Annotated in this window: 15 protein-coding genes; 14 read left to right on the forward strand and 1 reads right to left on the reverse strand. The window is 56.2% G+C overall.

Features of this window, described 5'->3' with window-relative positions; all coding sequences use genetic code 11:
* The first annotated feature begins 42 nt into the window (after positions 1-42).
* The 3 genes from GH665_RS07590 to GH665_RS07600 all read left to right on the forward strand — a co-directional run bounded on the left by GH665_RS07590 (position 43) and on the right by GH665_RS07600 (position 2,609).
* Complete coding sequence (locus GH665_RS07590; RefSeq protein WP_153135337.1) at positions 43-708, forward strand: hypothetical protein; 666 nt, start codon at positions 43-45, stop codon at positions 706-708.
* A gap of 225 nt (positions 709-933) precedes the next feature.
* The gene (locus GH665_RS07595) at positions 934-1,620 is read left to right on the forward strand and encodes a hypothetical protein (RefSeq protein WP_153135338.1); all 687 of its coding nucleotides are present in this window, start codon (positions 934-936) and stop codon (positions 1,618-1,620) included.
* 65 nt (positions 1,621-1,685) lie between these two features.
* Positions 1,686-2,609 (forward strand): GTPase family protein, encoded by a 924-nt coding sequence (locus GH665_RS07600; RefSeq protein WP_167530927.1) that lies wholly within the window; start codon positions 1,686-1,688, stop codon positions 2,607-2,609.
* A 458-nt stretch (positions 2,610-3,067) separates the two neighbouring features.
* On the opposite strand, the gene GH665_RS07605 is transcribed toward GH665_RS07600, so the two are convergent.
* Positions 3,068-4,111 (reverse strand): helix-turn-helix transcriptional regulator, encoded by a 1,044-nt coding sequence (locus GH665_RS07605; RefSeq protein WP_167530928.1) that lies wholly within the window; start codon positions 4,109-4,111, stop codon positions 3,068-3,070.
* A 320-nt stretch (positions 4,112-4,431) separates the two neighbouring features.
* Between GH665_RS07605 and GH665_RS07610 the strand changes: the two genes are divergently transcribed.
* The 11 genes from GH665_RS07610 (at position 4,432) to brxC (ending at position 17,835) form a co-directional block, all read left to right on the forward strand.
* The gene (locus tag GH665_RS07610) at positions 4,432-5,082 is read left to right on the forward strand and encodes an EcsC family protein (protein WP_153135341.1); all 651 of its coding nucleotides are present in this window, start codon (positions 4,432-4,434) and stop codon (positions 5,080-5,082) included.
* A 313-nt stretch (positions 5,083-5,395) separates the two neighbouring features.
* Complete coding sequence (locus GH665_RS07615) at positions 5,396-5,929, forward strand: HD domain-containing protein (RefSeq protein WP_153138291.1); 534 nt, start codon at positions 5,396-5,398, stop codon at positions 5,927-5,929.
* 379 nt (positions 5,930-6,308) lie between these two features.
* Positions 6,309-6,791 (forward strand): hypothetical protein, encoded by a 483-nt coding sequence (locus GH665_RS07620; RefSeq protein ID WP_153135342.1) that lies wholly within the window; start codon positions 6,309-6,311, stop codon positions 6,789-6,791.
* A gap of 37 nt (positions 6,792-6,828) precedes the next feature.
* Complete coding sequence (locus tag GH665_RS07625) at positions 6,829-7,491, forward strand: hypothetical protein (RefSeq protein WP_153135343.1); 663 nt, start codon at positions 6,829-6,831, stop codon at positions 7,489-7,491.
* Positions 7,492-7,575: 84 nt separating this feature from the next.
* Positions 7,576-8,526 (forward strand): ADP-ribosylglycohydrolase family protein, encoded by a 951-nt coding sequence (locus GH665_RS07630; protein ID WP_153135344.1) that lies wholly within the window; start codon positions 7,576-7,578, stop codon positions 8,524-8,526.
* A gap of 181 nt (positions 8,527-8,707) precedes the next feature.
* A complete protein-coding gene (locus GH665_RS07635; protein ID WP_153135345.1) occupies positions 8,708-10,960 on the forward strand; it encodes an McrB family protein in 2,253 nt (750 codons plus the stop codon).
* A 92-nt stretch (positions 10,961-11,052) separates the two neighbouring features.
* Positions 11,053-12,588: a nuclease domain-containing protein gene (locus tag GH665_RS07640; RefSeq protein ID WP_217361871.1), complete on the forward strand. Its 1,536-nt coding sequence runs from the start codon at positions 11,053-11,055 to the stop codon at positions 12,586-12,588.
* Between the two features lie 193 nt (positions 12,589-12,781).
* Positions 12,782-12,991 (forward strand): hypothetical protein, encoded by a 210-nt coding sequence (locus tag GH665_RS07645; protein WP_153135347.1) that lies wholly within the window; start codon positions 12,782-12,784, stop codon positions 12,989-12,991.
* Positions 12,988-13,788, forward strand: a complete 801-nt coding sequence (locus GH665_RS07650; RefSeq protein ID WP_246216162.1) for a hypothetical protein — start codon at positions 12,988-12,990, stop codon at positions 13,786-13,788. The genes GH665_RS07645 and GH665_RS07650 overlap by 4 nt, the downstream gene beginning before the upstream one ends.
* Positions 13,778-14,341: a BREX protein BrxB domain-containing protein gene (locus GH665_RS07655; RefSeq protein ID WP_153135348.1), complete on the forward strand. Its 564-nt coding sequence runs from the start codon at positions 13,778-13,780 to the stop codon at positions 14,339-14,341. Before GH665_RS07650 ends, GH665_RS07655 begins: the two co-directional genes overlap by 11 nt.
* 32 nt (positions 14,342-14,373) lie before the next feature.
* A complete protein-coding gene (gene brxC / locus GH665_RS07660; RefSeq protein ID WP_153135349.1) occupies positions 14,374-17,835 on the forward strand; it encodes a BREX system P-loop protein BrxC in 3,462 nt (1,153 codons plus the stop codon).
* Positions 17,836-17,896: the final 61 nt, after the last annotated feature.

Here is a 17,896-nt window from a genome sequence, read left to right on the forward strand (position 1 = left end):
ATTGACCGAACAAGGTTGATTCAGTCGAGGAAAATATTCGAAATGAGCGAACACTTTGACGGGATTGCAATTCCCATTGCTTTCAAGACAAACAAACTGGCTCGAGCCAGATACACGCGCAACGAGTGGAGCGGCGAGCACGAGCTGTCGAGTCCGAGAAAGCCGGTCAGCGGGTATATGGAAATATATTTTGCCGCAAAGCCCGTTACCATCAACGACGTCGACCTCATCGAGCCGGGCAAAGACTGGAGCAAAGAGCAGCAGCTCTATATCAATCACAACGTGTACGGCGAACATCAGTTTCTTGTTCCCGGCGTTGTGAGTGAGATTCCAGGTGACCGGTATCTCAAGCCTGACGAAGACGTCATGGGGTGGAATAGGCTCAGAACCGCGTTTGCGCTTGTGAATGGAAGCCCAACGACAGCGACTGCGCGGGAGGAACTCCAGTTGCTCCCGTGCTCCAAGGAAAACCTTGGGTTGTTCGTCGAGCGCTTTCAAAGTCAGCCTTTCTACATTGAAGTAGGCGCCGATGGTTTCTGGCTGCACACAAAAACATCAGGTGGGGGGTATCGTCGAACGTTTGGGCAAAGCTTTTGCCCACCCTGTTGGCATGGAACGAGGCACGCTGTTATCACGACTCACGCGAGGGCGGGCTATCGACTCGGATATTCGCTTGGAGAGATTCGCTGGGACCAGTGGCGAGAGTAAAGACGTCCCAAGGACTGGCGTTTAGCGAGGGCTAGCGAGCACGCCGCTGCAATTCTGGTGCTAAGGAATGGGGCAGGTCAATTCGACGGCGGTGCTCCTGCCGCGGGCCTTGCACCTTCTAAGAATAAATCGCGCGGAGCAAGTCAATGCCACCCAAAGACGTTGTTTGCCAACAGGGCGTGCAGTTGAGTTCTCTGCGCAACTAAACTCAAAAGTGAGAAGAGCATGGTCAGGCTGAAGGACCTTATTGAAGGTAACTACGAGCAGTATGGGCTGTTTCATGCAACTCAAACGCCCGTGGGCGAACTTGAGAGAAGCGGACTGGTACCGAACCAGAACGGTGCTGCCGTCCTTGATTCATTTATCAGCAATCTGACCAGCGCACTTCGTGAGCATCTCGACGCCCCCTTTGATTCGGTCCATGGTGTCAGAAATGACTATTACCCGCTAGAGATGAGTCTCGGAGAGCAACTCGCACGTACAAGGCTCGGCTATGCGGGCGTGATTCTCGCCTTAGATGAGTGGGACGCAGTTACGTTAGCCGGTAGCTCCTCGGAGCCAGAGCGGCGCGCCAAGGCGCTGCGGTCTTTTGCCGAGGAGAAGGAGCCAGGCCTCCTTGAGCGCCTTAAGGAAGGGGCGGGCGGAGAAGACATTCGGGCCGCTCTTGAGCTTCTCGATTCAAAGTCGTTAGCGCCAATTGTATTTCTGCGACTTGTCAAATTTCCGACGGAAGGCTACTTTGCGCTCCTGGCGCGCCCTGACAGTCCTGTGACCGATTTACTCCGTTTGACTCGGCGAGATAGTCCAAGGCCGGAGGCGCGAGCTATTTTATTCAATGGCGTCATACCGTTTTCATGTTTCGAGGTCATTCCCGGGCCATTGAAATCTCGACGCTCGAACCGAATTGTTTGACCACGAAAGTATGCGAGCAGTGCTATAGGGTAATTGTGTTGGTGGCCTGGCATGGCGACACATGGGTGACCTTCTCTGTCATGTTTAATGGTGCCTATTTCATAAAGGAGATAATAATGCTGTCGTGGACCGAGGGGCTGGCTGAAGAAAATCAAGAGAAGCTAGTTAAAGAAATTGGTGAGCAAATCAAAAAAATTCGCTCCTACACGCCTAAGGTTGGTGTTTTTGGAAATTCGGGTGTAGGGAAGTCCAGCCTTTGTAATGCTCTTTTCGGAAAAGACGTCGCAAAAATTAGTGATGTCGAAGCCTGCACCAGAAAGCCGCAAGAAATTCTTGTTGGCAGTGAGGATGGGAAGAGTGGAATTAAGTTGATTGATGTTCCTGGTATTGGGGAGGACCCAACTCATCAAAAGGAATACACTGCCCTTTATAAAAGCCTGGTTCCAGAGTTGGACTTGGTCTTGTGGGCGATTAAGGCTGATGACAGAAACTATGCCTCTGGACTCGACGCTTATGCGGAAGTTTTCGAGCTCGAGAATTCCCCGCCAGTCATCTTTGTTATCACACAAACAGATAAGACCAACGATTTGGAGGATTGGGACCATCAGGAATACAGGCCGGGTGGAACTCAGTTGGGGAACATTGCAATCAAGGAAAATGACGTTTCCAAGCGTTTTGATGTGTCAACGAAATGCATTATTTCTATTGCTGTATCAAAGAAAGGTAAGTCTTACAACTTGGCATCGCTTGTTAATATGGTTGTGGAGGTGCTCCCAAACGAAAAAAAGTACTCGTTTACAAGAGAGGCAAAAGAGGAAAACGTAAGCGAGGAGGCAAGAAAAAACGCTGAAAAGGGTATTTGGGATTCAGTCAAAGAGATGGCTGGTGAGGCATGGGATGTTGTAAAAGATAAGGTGATTGATGCAGTAATTGCTTCTGCGCCAAAAATTATCTCCTCCGTAGGGAGGTGGCTGAAGAGCTGGTTCTAGTCCATGAAAGGCTGGTCATGTGACTGGCCTCCTTTGTTCTGTTGGAAGACTCGACGCGACGCCGTCTGCCACAGAGGGGGATGGGCCGTCGGGTTCGGTGCAGTTCGCGGACCTCCGTGTGGGCACATTGTGCCTCCTTGCATGGATGGTCTATCCTGGCTGCATATGAACGCTCGCGCTACTTACTGTTGGTCGAACGTCCGCCCGGCTATCGAAAATGCGGGTAACCTTCTTCGTCTCATGGGCGATAGGCATTGCTGTTGCCAAGGTTCGGCGCGTCACGCCTGCGATACTTTTAGGTACGGGAGCGCCCATTCTTAGCGGACGTCATGGGATTATATAAAGGTATTCCATGTCTCGAGCGAAATCGGCGACTCTCGCGGTTCCTATGACAGGCACAAGCCGTAGTCCTCTGTGAGGCCTTTCACAACAGTAGCCCGACTCTCTGTCTTCGTCTCTTACTGCGCTGCTCCGCGGGCTCCAAAGTACAGCGCATGGGCGCTCTTCGCTTCCTCGGCGAATTGTTGACGTAGTGTCGCCGGCTCAAGAACTTCGACGTACGGCCCGAACGCGCGAATCCACCAATGGAGGCGGTCGCTGAGCATTACCGTGGCACGTATCGTGACCCAGCCATCGTCGTCATTCTCGACTGTCTGGTCCGAAGATAGCGGTGTTTCGATGACGGCATGGCAGGCGTCACGTGCGAAGCGAAGAGCGACCTGAATCTCGCCTTGCGGGAAAAAATCAAAATGCCGCTCGTCCTCGATATATGTGGAAAGCGAGAAGTCCCGCGGATAGGTGAATGATTCGAGCCGGATTGCGGCGCTTTGCATGCGGTCAAGCCGATACATGGCGGCAGCGGGTTTGCCAGGCGGCTTTGCAACGAGATAGACCATCTCGCCAGCCTCTACGAGTCCGAGAGGCATGACAGCCTGGGGGACGGCCTCTCTCGTGGGATTCGACCTCGCCCGATAGCATATCTCCAGCAACTGTTCGGCGAAGAGGGCCTGGGACACGGCCTGGAACACGGTTTCCTCAATCGGCGGCCGGATGACCTGAAATCCTCCGTCGACCACAGCCACCTTTCGATGCCAGTTCGCATGACGTCGGCCTTCGTGCGTGGCACCTCGCGCCAGCCTTTCGCGGGCCGCGTCGAACAGGCCATCCAGGGATGAGCTGACCAGAGTAGGTATCTGACGCGCCGCAAATTGCTTTAGCACCTGTAGCGCAAGCGCTTCGTCGAACGTCATCATCGAGCCGGCCTTCGCTGCGATGCCACTCGCGCCTTCCTTTCTTTGCCATTCGATGGCTTTCCCAGGGCGTCGGTGCTCCACTACACCCTGTTCAAGCAGGACCTCAAGTCGCCTCTGCACCGTCTTGATGTGGGCGACTTCGATGCCCGCGCGCCTTAGCGCTGCCGCGACCTCCGGTGTTGTGAGCCATTGCTGCTGCGAACGCCGGGTTGGCAATACGGCAAGAATCTCGGAATCAAGCTTGGCCATCGGTGTGTGAGCATTGCCTCGGGACAGGAAATGTCCCATAACCATGCGATGCTTGCAACTGAAACTCTAGTGCGTTTTGCACGCGACCTCGCCGTGAAGCGGGACCAAACCCGCTGGACAACAGCTAGGGCGCACTTATTAGGTTCGCGTCGCCCATCGGATTTGTTGCCGTGCTGGCAGTTTGGAGGAATGTTCCGTTGAATAAGCTCAAGTTTTTCAATGCGTCGCCGATATATTCGTTCGAGAGCCCAACTGAGTTGTAAAGGCAACGGGTCGGGTTGCTTAGATTCACTTTACCAAAAGAACTGACGCGAGAGACCATGTCTAAGAGTTTGACAGAATCGAAAATTCAACAGGCGCTTGAGTGGGCTTACGATAAGGCCATGAACGGAATACCAGGAACGGGTACCGCAGAAGAGTTGGCCGAGCAATACATGCAGAACAACGGTTCGTCGCTTGACGCAGCGAACTCGCTTATTCGTTGGCAAAACACAAAAGCGGCAACCTCGGGCTTTCTGACCGGTCTCGGTGGCTTAATCACGTTACCGGTAACGATTCCGGCGAATGTGGCAAGCGTTCTCTATGTGCAATTGCGGATGATTACTGCCATTGCCTACATCGGAGGGCATGACCCTCGCGATGACCGCGTCAAAGCATTGGCGTATGCGTGTCTGGCTGGTAGTGCCGCAAAGGACATCTTGAAGGACGCTGGAATCGCCGTCGCTCAAAAAGTGGCCATCAACTCCATCAAAAGCATTAGCGGAGCAACGATAACCAAGATTAACCAGGCTGTCGGTTTCCGTTTGCTGACCAAGTTTGGCAGCTCGGGCGTCATTAACCTTGGAAAGGCCGTCCCCCTTCTTGGGGGCCTGGTGGGTGCGACGTTTGACTCGGTGACTACGAACATTGTCGGCAATGTTGCGCGCGATACGTTTATCGATTCGGCCAGTACGGTTATAGCAACGCCCTGACTCCGGTGGGCCGCAGCGCTAGTTGTGTTGCATGTGACGATGTTCGACATAAAGCGCTATAAGTCCGGCTACTAGGGGGATTCAGCATAAAGGGCCGAGCTCATGGTTTTCCTTTGAGGGCCTTGTCGCCTTTGAACACTATGCAGCGACATAGCATTGTCGAGAGGCTTCGGGGCGTAATGACATTAAACCTGCCGCCCTTAGTTGAACGGTAACACCCGAGACCTTCGTTCGTCGGGATGTGGGGCGGCGGGTGCAGGTCTGCGTGGCGCCGGTGGTCGTGTGTTTTATGAGCAAAACAACGAAGGAACGAATGAACAATGTAATCCGCGCCATCGCGTTCGCAGCAGACAGGCATCGCAACCAGCGGCGCAAGGACGCGGATGCGTCGCCGTATGTCAATCATCCTATCGCGCTGGCAAATGTGTTGGCGAACGAAGGCGAAATTGAGGACGAGGACGTGCTCGTCGCCGCCATTCTTCACGACACAATCGAAGACACGGAAACCACGGAGCACGAGCTTGTTCATCTGTTCGGACAACGTGTCGCCAATATCGTGTCGGAGGTCACGGACGACAAGTCCTTGCTGAAGGCTGAGCGCAAGCGCCTGCAGGTCGAACACGCCGCTCATATCAGCAGCCGTGCCAAGCTTGTCAAGCTGGCCGACAAGATTTGCAACCTGCGGGACGTCGCGCAGAATCCTCCGGCGGATTGGCCTCTTGAGCGGAAGCAGGAATATTTCGATTGGGCGAAGGCTGTCGTCGATGGGCTGCGCGGCGCTCATCCGGGGCTGGAAACACTGTTCGACGAGTCGTATCGTTCCGGCAAAGAGGCGCTGGCCAAGTAAGTTCGTGCCCACCGCAGCCAACAGCAGACAAAGATGGTTGAGAGAACTGACTGCAAGTGCATGACTTTGCCTCTTGATTACGGCATCAGAATGCTGCTGCCCGAAGGCGACAGATTGAATACTGACGTGACGGCTGGCGACGTTGAGCTGTCCCGCTGCTCATGGTGTGGCATGAAATGGCTGCGGCATTAGAACGATTGTCCTGCATTTAGCGAGCACGGCTGTTGGCGTCTGGCGCCGGTGACTGACGCTGAGCTTGCTGAGCTTCATTCAACCAAGGATATTTTGGAGTTCCTTCATTCACGGCCGTGGCACTTCTATGGCGGGAGCTATTTCAGGACCGCTGGAGCCCTTGCTAAGCAGGGAATAAGGTAAAGCCATGCAACTAGGCCATTGCCGCGTTTGCGAGGAGAAACTGGGCTCTCCAACTCGCGAGTTCTACAGCCGTACTCAGAAGGTGTCTTTCGACGGAGAGACGAAAACCATTACTGTGCTGTATGAACTACAGGAGATGACCTTCTGCGGAAAAGATTGCTGGGAAGCCATGGAGGAGTCGATTACAGCGGGGCTCCATCCGCTTTATCAGCCGCTGCACTTGGTCGCAACGTGCTGTGATTGCCGGAAGCCGGTGGACCGAACTCAGCCGCATTACACGCTCTATATTGGCGAGCTGGAGGATGTGTCGCAGCCGTGGCTGGCATCAATGCGCATCCTCGATGAGAAGGAAATCGCTGTCTTTTGTCCGGAGTGTCGGGTGCCGGAAGGGGATTTGGCAGCAGGGTTGGGACTGCTTGAGCACGACGGCGATAGCGTAGCGGTTGCTGAGCCGGAAAGGATGAGGGAGATTGAGCCCCAGTCGTAGTACCTGAAGTAACCATGATATAGACACAAGAGGCCACATGACGGTACCACTGTACTTGCTAGAAAAAATTGCCCGCCACGGGTCGGCCGCTCAACGGTTGATTGACGAACGTAAGCGTGGGGAAGGGGAACATTCCGGGAAGGACGATGGTGACGCTATCGCATTCGACGCCGCTGATTTCGTTTTGACCTTCCTTGGACTTTGCGGGGATGAGGCGGTATTGGAGACGCGTGAACTTCGTAACAACGTTGCGCAGCTTATCGGCAGTGCGATTCAGGAGCACAAGCTTCGCCAAGAGTCCCAAGGACGGTTCGCACTTTTCGAGAACGACGGGAGTCGTCTGACGGCAAGCGAGTACGACGGGACGCGAGATATCCTTGAGGACGGAGGCAAGTCTCTTTCGAAGAGCGACATCGAGGCCTATGTCCGAGACACCGGAAGCGAGAAATTCCTGTCAGTTTACGTGCCGGAAGGTCTTCGGCGTTCGTTCGTTGACTGCCTTCAAAAGGGAGAATTCAACCCGAGCAGGTTCAACTCGTCGTTCGCCTTGGAATTGTCGGTCCAGCCGGACTGGATTACTGACGGCAAGCAGCGTGCTGCTGCCAAACGTCGTATTGAGAACCTGCACATCCGTGTCCCGCTTGATGCAATCAAGGTGACCTACCTCAATGAGGGATTGAGCGGGGCGGAGCTCGGCTAGGAATGGGCGCGGCGTCCTCAAGGGAGGCGTCACGTCGATAGACACAGTCTGTTGACATGTAATCGTTGAATGGCGGGGGATAACATGACCAATCGTAATCTCGAGCGTGCCGAACGTATTCGCGGCGGACTGTACGGCCTCCTGGTCGGCGACGCGCTCGGCGTACCATACGAGTTTCACGACGCGTCAGAGATACCTGCTGAGCACGAAATCGAGATGGAGCCACCGAAAGGGTTTCGACGTGCGCATTCAGGTGTTCCCATTGGTACCTGGAGTGATGACGGCGCGCAAGCATTGTGTTTGTTGGACAGCCTGCGCCGGGATGCATCCTTGAACCTCGCCGATTTCGCCAGTCAACTGCTCGCATGGTACGAGACTGGCCACATGACCCCTGATGGCAAGGTGTTCGACGTGGGCATTCAGACACGGCGAGCCCTCAGCGCGTTGCAAAGGGGCGTCGATGCTAGCCGGGCCGGTCCGGACGGGGAGCGGGACAACGGAAACGGTGCGCTCATGCGATGCTTGCCCGTCATATTCGCTGCTAGCTCGCTTGATGAGGTCGTCGAGTTGGCGATGCGTCAGGGCGTGGTGACACACGGACATATACGTTCGCAGCTGTGTTGTGCGCTCTATGCTGTCGTTGGCGCCGGCATCCTCGGGGGCCTGTCTGCAATGGAAGCAGTAGGTCGCGCGGAGCGTGAGGTGTATCGACGGTTCGCTAAGGCTGAACACGACGACGAAGTGCGGCTAGTCTTGGGCGCTCGCTCCGAACCGTCTCGCGGGTCGGGCTACGTTGTGGACAGCCTGTGGTCAGCGATAGATTGCTTGCTGACAACGACCGATTACGAAGCATGCGTGCGCCGGGCAGTGATGCTCGGCAACGATACGGACACCACGGCATGCATAGCCGGAGGCCTGGCAGGGATGCTTTACGGGGATGAATCCATCCCCGAGCGATGGCGAGAGCGATTGAAGGGCAAAGAACTTGTGGAACGAGCACTTGCGGCTATCAGCAGCGGACGATTACCGAAATGAACCGCGGCGTTTCTGGGGTACAGAGACTGCCGCCTCGTTGCAGGTTCAACAGTAGAATCCTTGTAACGCACGACGCGTGGTGCATACGAACTATCTGCCTGTAGGGCGCACCGCGAATAGGCCGTATTAGAGCAATCATTGAAGATACCACTGGCGCGTCCGCGCCGAAACCGGGGAAGAAATGCCGAATCTACTTGCAGACACTGGCGCGTTGCGCGCAAGCTTGGAGACCGTGCTAGCGGGACCTGCGAAAACACCTGGGACCAACAAATGGTACGCCGAGCTGAAGTCTTTCCTGACCGAAACCAGAGGTGCAGATGAGCAGAAGCTGAGGGACAGAAGTTTTCTTCGACGCTTGTGGGACGAAAATCCGGTGTCGGCGGTCGGAAACGGCAGGGTCAAGATTGCGCCGGCGTTAGAAAGTGACGAATTCGTTGACTGGTTCGCTCAAAATGCTTCGATTGCCCTACCCGCGGACCCGCTGCAGGCGGAAGCGGCGCTTACAACACTCTATAGTGAATTGGTCCTTCGTCTGGGAAAGCTGTGTGACCGAATTCCCCGCCTTAAGCTAAACCGCGTGCTATGCGCGCTTTATCCTCAGTATTTCACCACGGTCGCCGATGTCGGAAAGCTGCTCTATCTCAATCGGGAAATGGGCGGCTCGCAAAAAGACCACCCGGTACATGCACATGTGACTGTGCGACGTCGTATTGACGAAATTCTGGGTTCCGTCTCGACAAGCGACCCCTTAGAAGAAGTCCGAAGAATGTGTTTGCCGTGGATGCTGTATGAGCGTCTCACCACAGAGCAGATTACCGATGTGCAGGGTCCAGTCGAGGCGACGCCAAACCAGTTGTCGCCGTTGCCGGCTGCGTTGCGCCGCAAGGGACTCACGGCGATGAAAGGCGGCTACCAGACTTTACTGGGATTTTTGCCAGCACTGGACGATGGCGTCACGCGCGAGGAGTTTGGTGACCTTGTTCGCCAGGCCAATCCGGAGTTGGCGCCACAAAGCATCGGGCCGTCCATCAATGTGGTTATGCGAGAGTTCGACCTCTGCAAACGTGAGGGCGACGTGTATCGATTGAGCGCTCGCGGCATTAACTTGCTCGAATCTCAGGACCCTCACGAGCTTGCGGACCATCTGTTGACCCGGGTTTTGGGTGTTGACCATGTTATTCGGGCCCTTTCCGAAGGACCAAAAAGCAAGACCGAGCTGGTTCCACTACTTCAGAAGGTAAACCCAGGATGGACGACCGAATTTGCACCCACAGCGCTTCTAGGGTGGTTGACGAGCATCGGCGCCACTACTGCCAAAGCTGCACGTTACGAGTTGACGGAACTCGGTCAGAGGTGGAGCGAGATGGTTACTTGGGAGCCGGAGTTCTTGCCCAAGCCGGCCGCGACCGCCGAGGAGCTGAAAGCTACAGTCGATGAACAGGTCAAGCTGTTGCCTTGGCAGACGCTGCACTCGTATCTTTCTGACGCTGTGAAGGGACGATTGAGTCTGGATGAAAGTCTCGTAAAGCAGCTACATGCAGGTCTATGGTTCCATCCTGTACGGCACTTTGCTGTACTGACGGGGCTCTCCGGCTCCGGGAAGACACAGCTTGCACTGAGCTATGCGTTGGCGTTGTGTGGGAAGCAACAGATAGGTCAAGAGACAGTAAAGGTGATTCCCGTGCAGCCGGGGTGGTTTGACCCGAGTCCCCTGTTGGGCTATGTAAATCCGATTCAGCAGTCGTCGTACCGGAGTTCGCCGTTTCTCGAACTTATCATACGTGCGTCGGAGAACCCTGGTCAGCCTTATGTTGCTATCCTTGATGAAATGAATCTTTCGCATCCTGAGCAATACCTAGCGCCAATTTTGTCGGCAATGGAGACGCATGGTGCGATAGACCTGCATCAGCTTGCGGAGGGAACGTCGGAGATTCCGCGAAGCGTCCGCTATCCGGCAAACCTTGCCATCGTTGGTACCGTCAATATGGACGAGACAACCCACGGTTTGTCGGACAAGGTGCTCGACAGAGCGTTTACCTTGGAATTTTGGAAAATCAATGTTTCTGATTTCCCTCGCTGGGAAAGTTCCGGACTATCCACGTCGTTGCGAGACAAGGCGAAGCATGCCTTGGAATTCCTTGGGGAGACTCTTGCTCCTGTTCGACTGCACTTTGGATGGCGAACGATTGACGACGTGCTGAACTATCTGGTGTTCGTTACAAGCTTGGGCACGTCGGATATTAGGGCGTTGGATGACGCTCTGTATGCGAAGGTATTGCCGAAGCTTCGGGGGGAAAGCTCTGGTCGATTCGACAAGGCTCTGGTTGCTGTGCGCGATTTTTTGAAGGAGCATGAGCTTTGGCGCTGTTATGAGAAGGTTGCGTCGATGCGAACAGAACTTGTTGAAAGTGGAACGGCTCGCTTCTGGCGATGAACGCACCCTCAACTCAATGTCGCCTTACCGTTCGGGGGCAAGGTGATGTCGCGGCGGTCACGTCAGTCAACCCGGGGGGAGTCGTCGCCGGCTTGACTGAAAATGCGACGTATGTCGTGGTTCTGGAATCGGTTGGTCCATGCCGGCTTTATATTGACGATGTGGAACTGCAAAAAGCACCTGATGGTTCGTTTTCGTGGACTGCTGGCTTTTTTGCTGGACGGGTGTCGGCGGTCGTAGTCGAAAATACCGGCGATGAGCATGCCTTTTATCTCGTCGTCGAACCTGCGGAGCAAAAGCTTGCGACTGAGCAGTTTGCTGCCATGCTGGGCGAGATACGGGGCTTCGATGCAAAGCTGCTTTTAGGCATATCTGCAGGAGCGCTCGAATTTGGGTCCGAGGGATGCGCGGGGCGATTTGACATGCTCGTTCAGTGGACCCGACTTAAGCAACATGGCCGTAACTTCTTGGCCGCGATGGCCGCGCTGTCCAGAACAGAGCATCGGTTTTTGCGGCCTGCGTTCCAGGCTATTTCGCTAGCTCAAGTGCGTCACTTGCCACCATTGGCACTGTTAGACCGTCGGCTAGCGGCGCTCGCAATTGGCGAGACGCTCGATGGCGACGCGCTCGACTCCATCCGGTTACGTGCACATGTGCCGGCGGCGACCGCTGACACTCCCGCTAATCGCGCCTTGTTATCGCTGCTCATGCGATTTCGGTCGACGGTCCTGCAACTGACCGATTGGGCCCAATCACCGTCCGACCGATTAAGCAAGGAAGACCACGCAGCCCGTCGACCGCGCCGATTGCATGTGCTTGGCGAATTTTCTGCAACTGTCGAGAGGTTGAGGTTGATGCGCCCTTTCAGTGAGGTTGCCAAGGCTGAAATAACGGCTGCCGGACTGACGCAAGTGGCTGCGCATCCGTTATACAGTTGTGCCTACCGTAAGGGAGTCGAAGCGCTTCGCCGTGGCGCTGAGGGCGAAAATCTACACGAGCACTTACAGGCTAGTCCGTCTTGGGGTGTGTACGAAACGTGGTGTTTCGTGCGGCTGTGTGCGGTTCTTGAGCGCGCAATCGGTATCGTATTGAGGCCGAGCAAGCCGTCGGTCGCGTCTGCCGATTTAGCGATGTCTTTTGCTTTTCCCGACGGACAAAAAGTGGAACTGCTATTTCAGCCAGTATTTGCTTCGGAGTCGCCGTTTGTCGACCGCCACGCATGGAGCTTATCAAAGGAGCGTAGGCCGGACATTGTGCTTATGCTGACGCAAGGGAGCGAGCGCCGGTTCATCGTATTCGACGCCAAGTACCGCAGTGGCCGAGAGAATGTATTGGACGCAATGTCTTCTGCGCACATATATCACGATTCGCTGCGTATTGACGCTAGCCGTCCCGGATTGTGTCTGCTGCTCCTTCCGGGTAGGACCGATGTTTCTTCGTTAGAGGTCGATTCATTTTTCGAGGAACATAAAGTGGGTGCGGTCAGCAATTTCAATGTAAGCGGAGTGGGCCTCGAGCGTTGCGTGAATATAGTCAGGCGGTGGTTGGGGGTGTCGCACCTAGCTCCGTCCACCGGGTCGACCGACGTTACGAACCCCTTGATGCACGACTCGATAACAGTTTCGTAGGTTGTATTTGACTCGCTGAGGCGGGCATTCAACGTCTTTCGTCGTACGGCAACCCGCCGTGCTCGGCAACGATGTCGATACACCCGCATCCTAGGCCCGATGGTATGGGTCCTACTGGACGCAGAAGAACTGGACGCGGGACGGTTGCGTTGTGCTAGCATTCCGCCTGCGTTTTGCATACAAGGAGCGTTGTGTGTCTACCGGTAAATCGGAAGCAGTAAGCGTCAGGGTGGAGCCGCATATCAAGTTGGCGCTGCAGACGGCGGCCGAGCGCGAAATGCGCAGCTTGGCCAACATGATTGAGGTCATGGTGGTTGCCTACTGCCGTTCCCACAATTATCCGCTGGACGGGGTTCCTGACAATACGTTGCCGGACAAGATACCGGGGGCAGCAGCATCGTGACCGAGCAGCGCGAATTACTGTTGTCGAAGTTGGGATTTCGGTTTGGTATCAATGGTCCCCACGCCGCACGGACCATGATGCTGGACGACCTGCGCCTCTTGTTGTCGCGCACCCCGCAGCAGGCCACCCGTGCGGAGTACAAGTCTTCTGTGGTAGATGCTAACGTGCTGGGAAAACCAACTCGCAAGGCGCGCGAGCTTGCGTTTCGGCATCTTGCAGCGCTCTATGCGTTGGACATCGGTAACCCTATTTTTCGTGCCCTTCGTCGGCTGTGGGCGCTCGACGAGGCTGCTCAACCGCTCCTTGCGCTTGCAGTCGCGCTGGCGCGCGACCCGTTGCTTGCTGTCACACAAGCATTCGTTTTGGCGCAAGTCCCTGGTGCGGTTGTCCCACGCGAGTCTATCGAGAACTTCATCGACGCTAGAGACCCCAGCCGCTTCAGTGCTGAATCGTTGAAAGCCTTCGCCCAGCGCATCGGCGGTACCTGGACCGCTGCTGGTTACCTGCAGGGTAAGGTCAGGAAGATGCGCATCGTTCCGAAAGCTCATCCCGAATCCGTGACGCTGCTGTTGTTCCTCGGCTATCTCGAGGGCCGAACAGGCCAACGCCTTTTCTCGTCGGAGTGGCTGAATTTGATTGGTAAGACACCCGGCGAACTGGAGGCGCTTGCAAGCTCGGCGTCTCATCGGGGACTGCTCGTTTTTATGAACGCCGGCGGCGTTAAGGAAGTGCGGTTCCCTGATTACCTCACACCCGAGGAAGAACATGTCCGTCAGGAGGTTTCGCATGTCGTCTAAGGTCGCCAAACTGGTCTCCACCTACCGGGAGCACCTTACCGTGCCTTGGCAGGCGGGCCTCGCGGCAATCCAGCGGGTCATCTTCGCGGTCTACGACAAGGCCGATGAATCACGCCTACGGGCCAACGTAGGCGAATTCGAACTTGCCACGCAGCAAGCCGGCAAGCAGTGGATGCTCCTTGACCTAACCGATGCTTTTCCAGAGTGGATGGCGGCGCAGGAATACCGCGATGCCTATTTTGAGTCACCCGAGGATTTGGCTGGTTACCAGACGGGAGAGCTCACCGAATTTGTGGCCGACCTCAACGCCAGGCTGACGGCCCGCATACAGGCCGAGGCCGGACCCGACACGGTGGTGGCGTTGCTGGGAGTCGGCACGCTTTTCGGTTTGGCTCGTGTCTCATCAGTGATTGAAGGCGTCAAAGAGGCCGTTACGGGTCGGCTGTTCGTGTTCTTCCCTGGCGAATATCACCCAGAAAACCATACCTACCGCCTGCTGGATGCCCGAGATGGATGGAACTATCTCGCCGTACCGCTTCTAGCACAAGACTGACCACGCGACCAATAAAAAGACCGAGGACCAACATGTTGAACAGGGACATCTACAATAAGCCTCCGAAGGACAACCGCCTAGTTAATAACGGTGTTGCGGAGGTCTCGGAAGACCATTCCGATGCAGCCCAGGCCATATTGCGCTACGAGCTGGAGACCTTCGTTTGCGACGGCCAATACGAGAAAGGTTTGGAGACCATTCTTGACAAGTTTCTGCTGAATCTGGACGCAGGTATCGAACAGCCAGGCGTCTGGATTTCCGGCTTTTACGGTAGCGGCAAATCGCACCTGGCCAAGATGCTTCGAACGCTTTGGACCGACTACCAGTTCGCCGATGGTGCCACGGCGCGCAGTCTGGCGAGTTTGCCCACGGGCGTGTTCGAGCATCTAAAGGAACTCAGCACGCAGGGCAAACGTCATGGCTCGCTGCACGCTGCTGCAGGTAAGCTCGGCGCGGGCGCTGGTGACAAAGTGCGGCTCGCCTTGTTGGGTGTCGTGTTCAGGTCAAAGGGTCTGCCGGAGCAATTCAATCAGGCCCAGTTTGTCATGTGGATGACGCGTGAGGGCATCCTTTCGATGGTGGAAGCCGAACTTCGGACCGCTGGTCGCTCGCTGCTTCAGGAGCTGCCACACATGTACGTGTCAAGCCACTTGGCCAAGGCGCTGCTCAAGGCTCTGCCAGACCTCGCGCACACCGAAGCCGATGCCCGCAAGCTGCTTAAAGAGCAATTTCCGCAGGTCACCGATGTAACTAGTGAACAGATGACCAACGCGATTGCTGACGCGCTGTCGGTCGATGGTAAGTTTCCGCTGACCCTGGTCGTGCTTGACGAGGTTCAACAATATATTGGCTCCGACGCAGAAAAGACCTTCCAGGTGCAGGAGGTTACAGAGACACTATCCAAACACTTCAACGGCAAACTGCTTTTCGTAGGCACAGGCCAGTCGGCACTCTCCGGCGTTCCCAGTCTGCAGCGACTGATGGGCCGTTTCCCGGTACAGGTTATGCTCGGCGACTGGGACGTCGAGAATGTCACTCGCCAAATCATTCTGGCCAAGAAGCCGACCGCCCAGCCTGAGGTAGAGCAGGTCTGGCGCGCAAACTTGGGCGAGATTTCACGTCATCTGCGTGGCACGAAGCTCGAGTATGTCACCGACGACGAGGATGTAATGACCTCGGACTACCCGCTGCTGCCCGTCCGCCGCCGTTTCTGGGAACGAGTGCTTCGCACCATCGACACTACCGGTACGGTGTCACAGCTGCGTAGTCAGTTGCGCGTGGTGCATGAGGCGGTGCTGGCCACTGCCGATGCGCCGCTGGGCCATGTGGTCTCAGGCGACTTCCTCTACGACCAGATTGCAGCTAACCTGGTCTCGACCGCCCAACTGCCCAAAGAAGTGTTCGAGAACGTACAGCGCTTCGCCGCTGGCGATGCCGACAGTCAGCTCAAGGCAAAGCTGCTTAAGCTCGTCTATCTCATTAACAAGCTTCCCGCTGATGCCGCTATGGACATCGGCCTCAAAGCAACTGAAGACGCGCTGGCTGACCTTCTAGTAACCGACCTCGCGGCCGGCTCAGCTGAGCTGCGGAAGAAGCTGCCCGCGCTGCTGAACGAGTTGCAGAACAAAGACCGCCTCGTCATGGCATTGGTTGGTGGAAGCGGTACCGAATACCGACTGCAGACCCGAGAATCTAGCGCCTGGTACGACGAGTTCCGCGCGCAGGACGCCGAGTTGAAAGCGGCTCCGCAGCGCGTGGAGCAGAAGCGAGCCGACCTGCTGAAGGCTCGCTTCGGCGAGGTGCTGAAGAAAGTTCGGGTGGTGCAGGGCAAGGATAATGTTGAGCGGCGACTTACGCTCACCTACGACGATACCCTGCCCAAGGACCACGCACAGACCCTTTACCTGTGGATACAGGACGGCTGGCAAGCGGATGAGAAGTCGGTTATCGCCGAAGCGCGAGCCAAGTCGGCCGACAACCCGACGTTGTTCGTTTTTTTGCCTGCGCAGCATAAGACCGAGCTCACTAACGCCATCGTGGCGCTGGAAGCGGCCCGTACCACGCTGCAGAAAAAGGGCAGCCCCTCGACTGAAGAGGGCCGCGATGCCCAGCGTTCGATGGAGAGCCGCGAACGCACAGCGGAAAAGGAACTCGCTGAGCTGTTGGACCAGCTGTTTGGCGGCGTGCGAGTGTTCCAAGCAGGCGGGCAGGAGGCGCAGGACGGCAATGAACTGGCTGACCGCATCAACCGCGCTGCAAAGGCGTCTGCCATACGCTTGTACAGCCAATTTGACGCCGCCGATAACGACCAATGGAGTAAGGTCCTAGACGAAGCTCGCAAAGGCAACCTCGAGGCCCTTAAGGCGGTGGGTCACAGCCAGGAAGCCGACAAGCACCCCGTCTCCCAAAAAATGCTGGCCTATATCGGTCCCAGCAAACGAGGCAGCGAGATTCGAGACAACTTTGAGGCTCCCCCTTATGGTTGGCCGCGTGACGCCATCGACGGTGCGCTTTATGCGTTGCTGGCCGCCGGCCACCTTAAGGCCAGCGATGTGGCGTCCAAGTCGGTCGATGCCAAGAGCCTAGACCGCGCCAAACTTACGCAGACATCCTTCCAGCGCGAGAGTATCAACATCACGCCGCCGCAGCTCATCAAGATTCGCTCCCTGTTCAGCACGGTAGGTGTGCCGTGTCAGCCCAAGGAGGAGTTGGTCAAGGTACCCGCGCTGCTAGCCAAGCTACGCGAACAGGCAGCCAGGGCGGGCGGCTCAGCGCCCGCGCCAGGGATGCCCAAACTCGCGCTCGTAGAAAGCATCGAAGGTCAAACTGGCAATGGGCAACTGTTAGCTCTCTTTGACGGTTTTGATGAAATCGTTGGCTTGTCCAAATCCTGGACCCATACAGCCGATGTTATTGCGAAGCGTCTGCCCGTCTGGCGCAAACTTACCGAGCTATTGCGCCACGCTAAAAGTCTGGGGCCCTATGCTGCGATGAAAGCTGAGCTGGACGCCATCGAGGCACAGCGCAGTCTTCTGGCCGAGCCCGACCCCGTCCGCCCGCTGCTGGACAAGGTCGCAGACCTGCTTCGCCAAGCGCTCAAGGCCAAGCTCAATGCTTTTCAACAGACCTTCTTGGAGCAAGAGGCTCAACTGAGGGCCGACGCCGATTGGGGCAAGCTCACTGAGGCCCAACGCACCGAACTCACCCAAGCCCATCACTTGACAGACCCGGTTGCGGTCTCGCTGGGTACGCCCGAGCAACTGCAAGACTCGCTCGACGAGTGCGACCTCGACCACTGGGTGGCCAAGACACAAGCCCTGTCAAACCGCTTTGAGGCCGTTCGCCATGCTGCTGTGCAGTTGCTCAAACCGAATGTGGTGCACGTGGCTATCCCGCGCCGTACGTTGAATGATGAGGCGGAACTGAGGGCGTGGCTGGTGGACGTGGAGGCGCTGCTGGTGGCGAAGCTCAAGCAGGGTCCGGTGGCGCTCTGACCCATAAACAGGTGGGCGGGTAACTGTTGCTCAGATACACGTGTCACATCGTAGATAAGAC

It is taken from the genome of Paraburkholderia agricolaris (assembly GCF_009455635.1).
Classification (GTDB): domain Bacteria; phylum Pseudomonadota; class Gammaproteobacteria; order Burkholderiales; family Burkholderiaceae; genus Paraburkholderia; species Paraburkholderia agricolaris.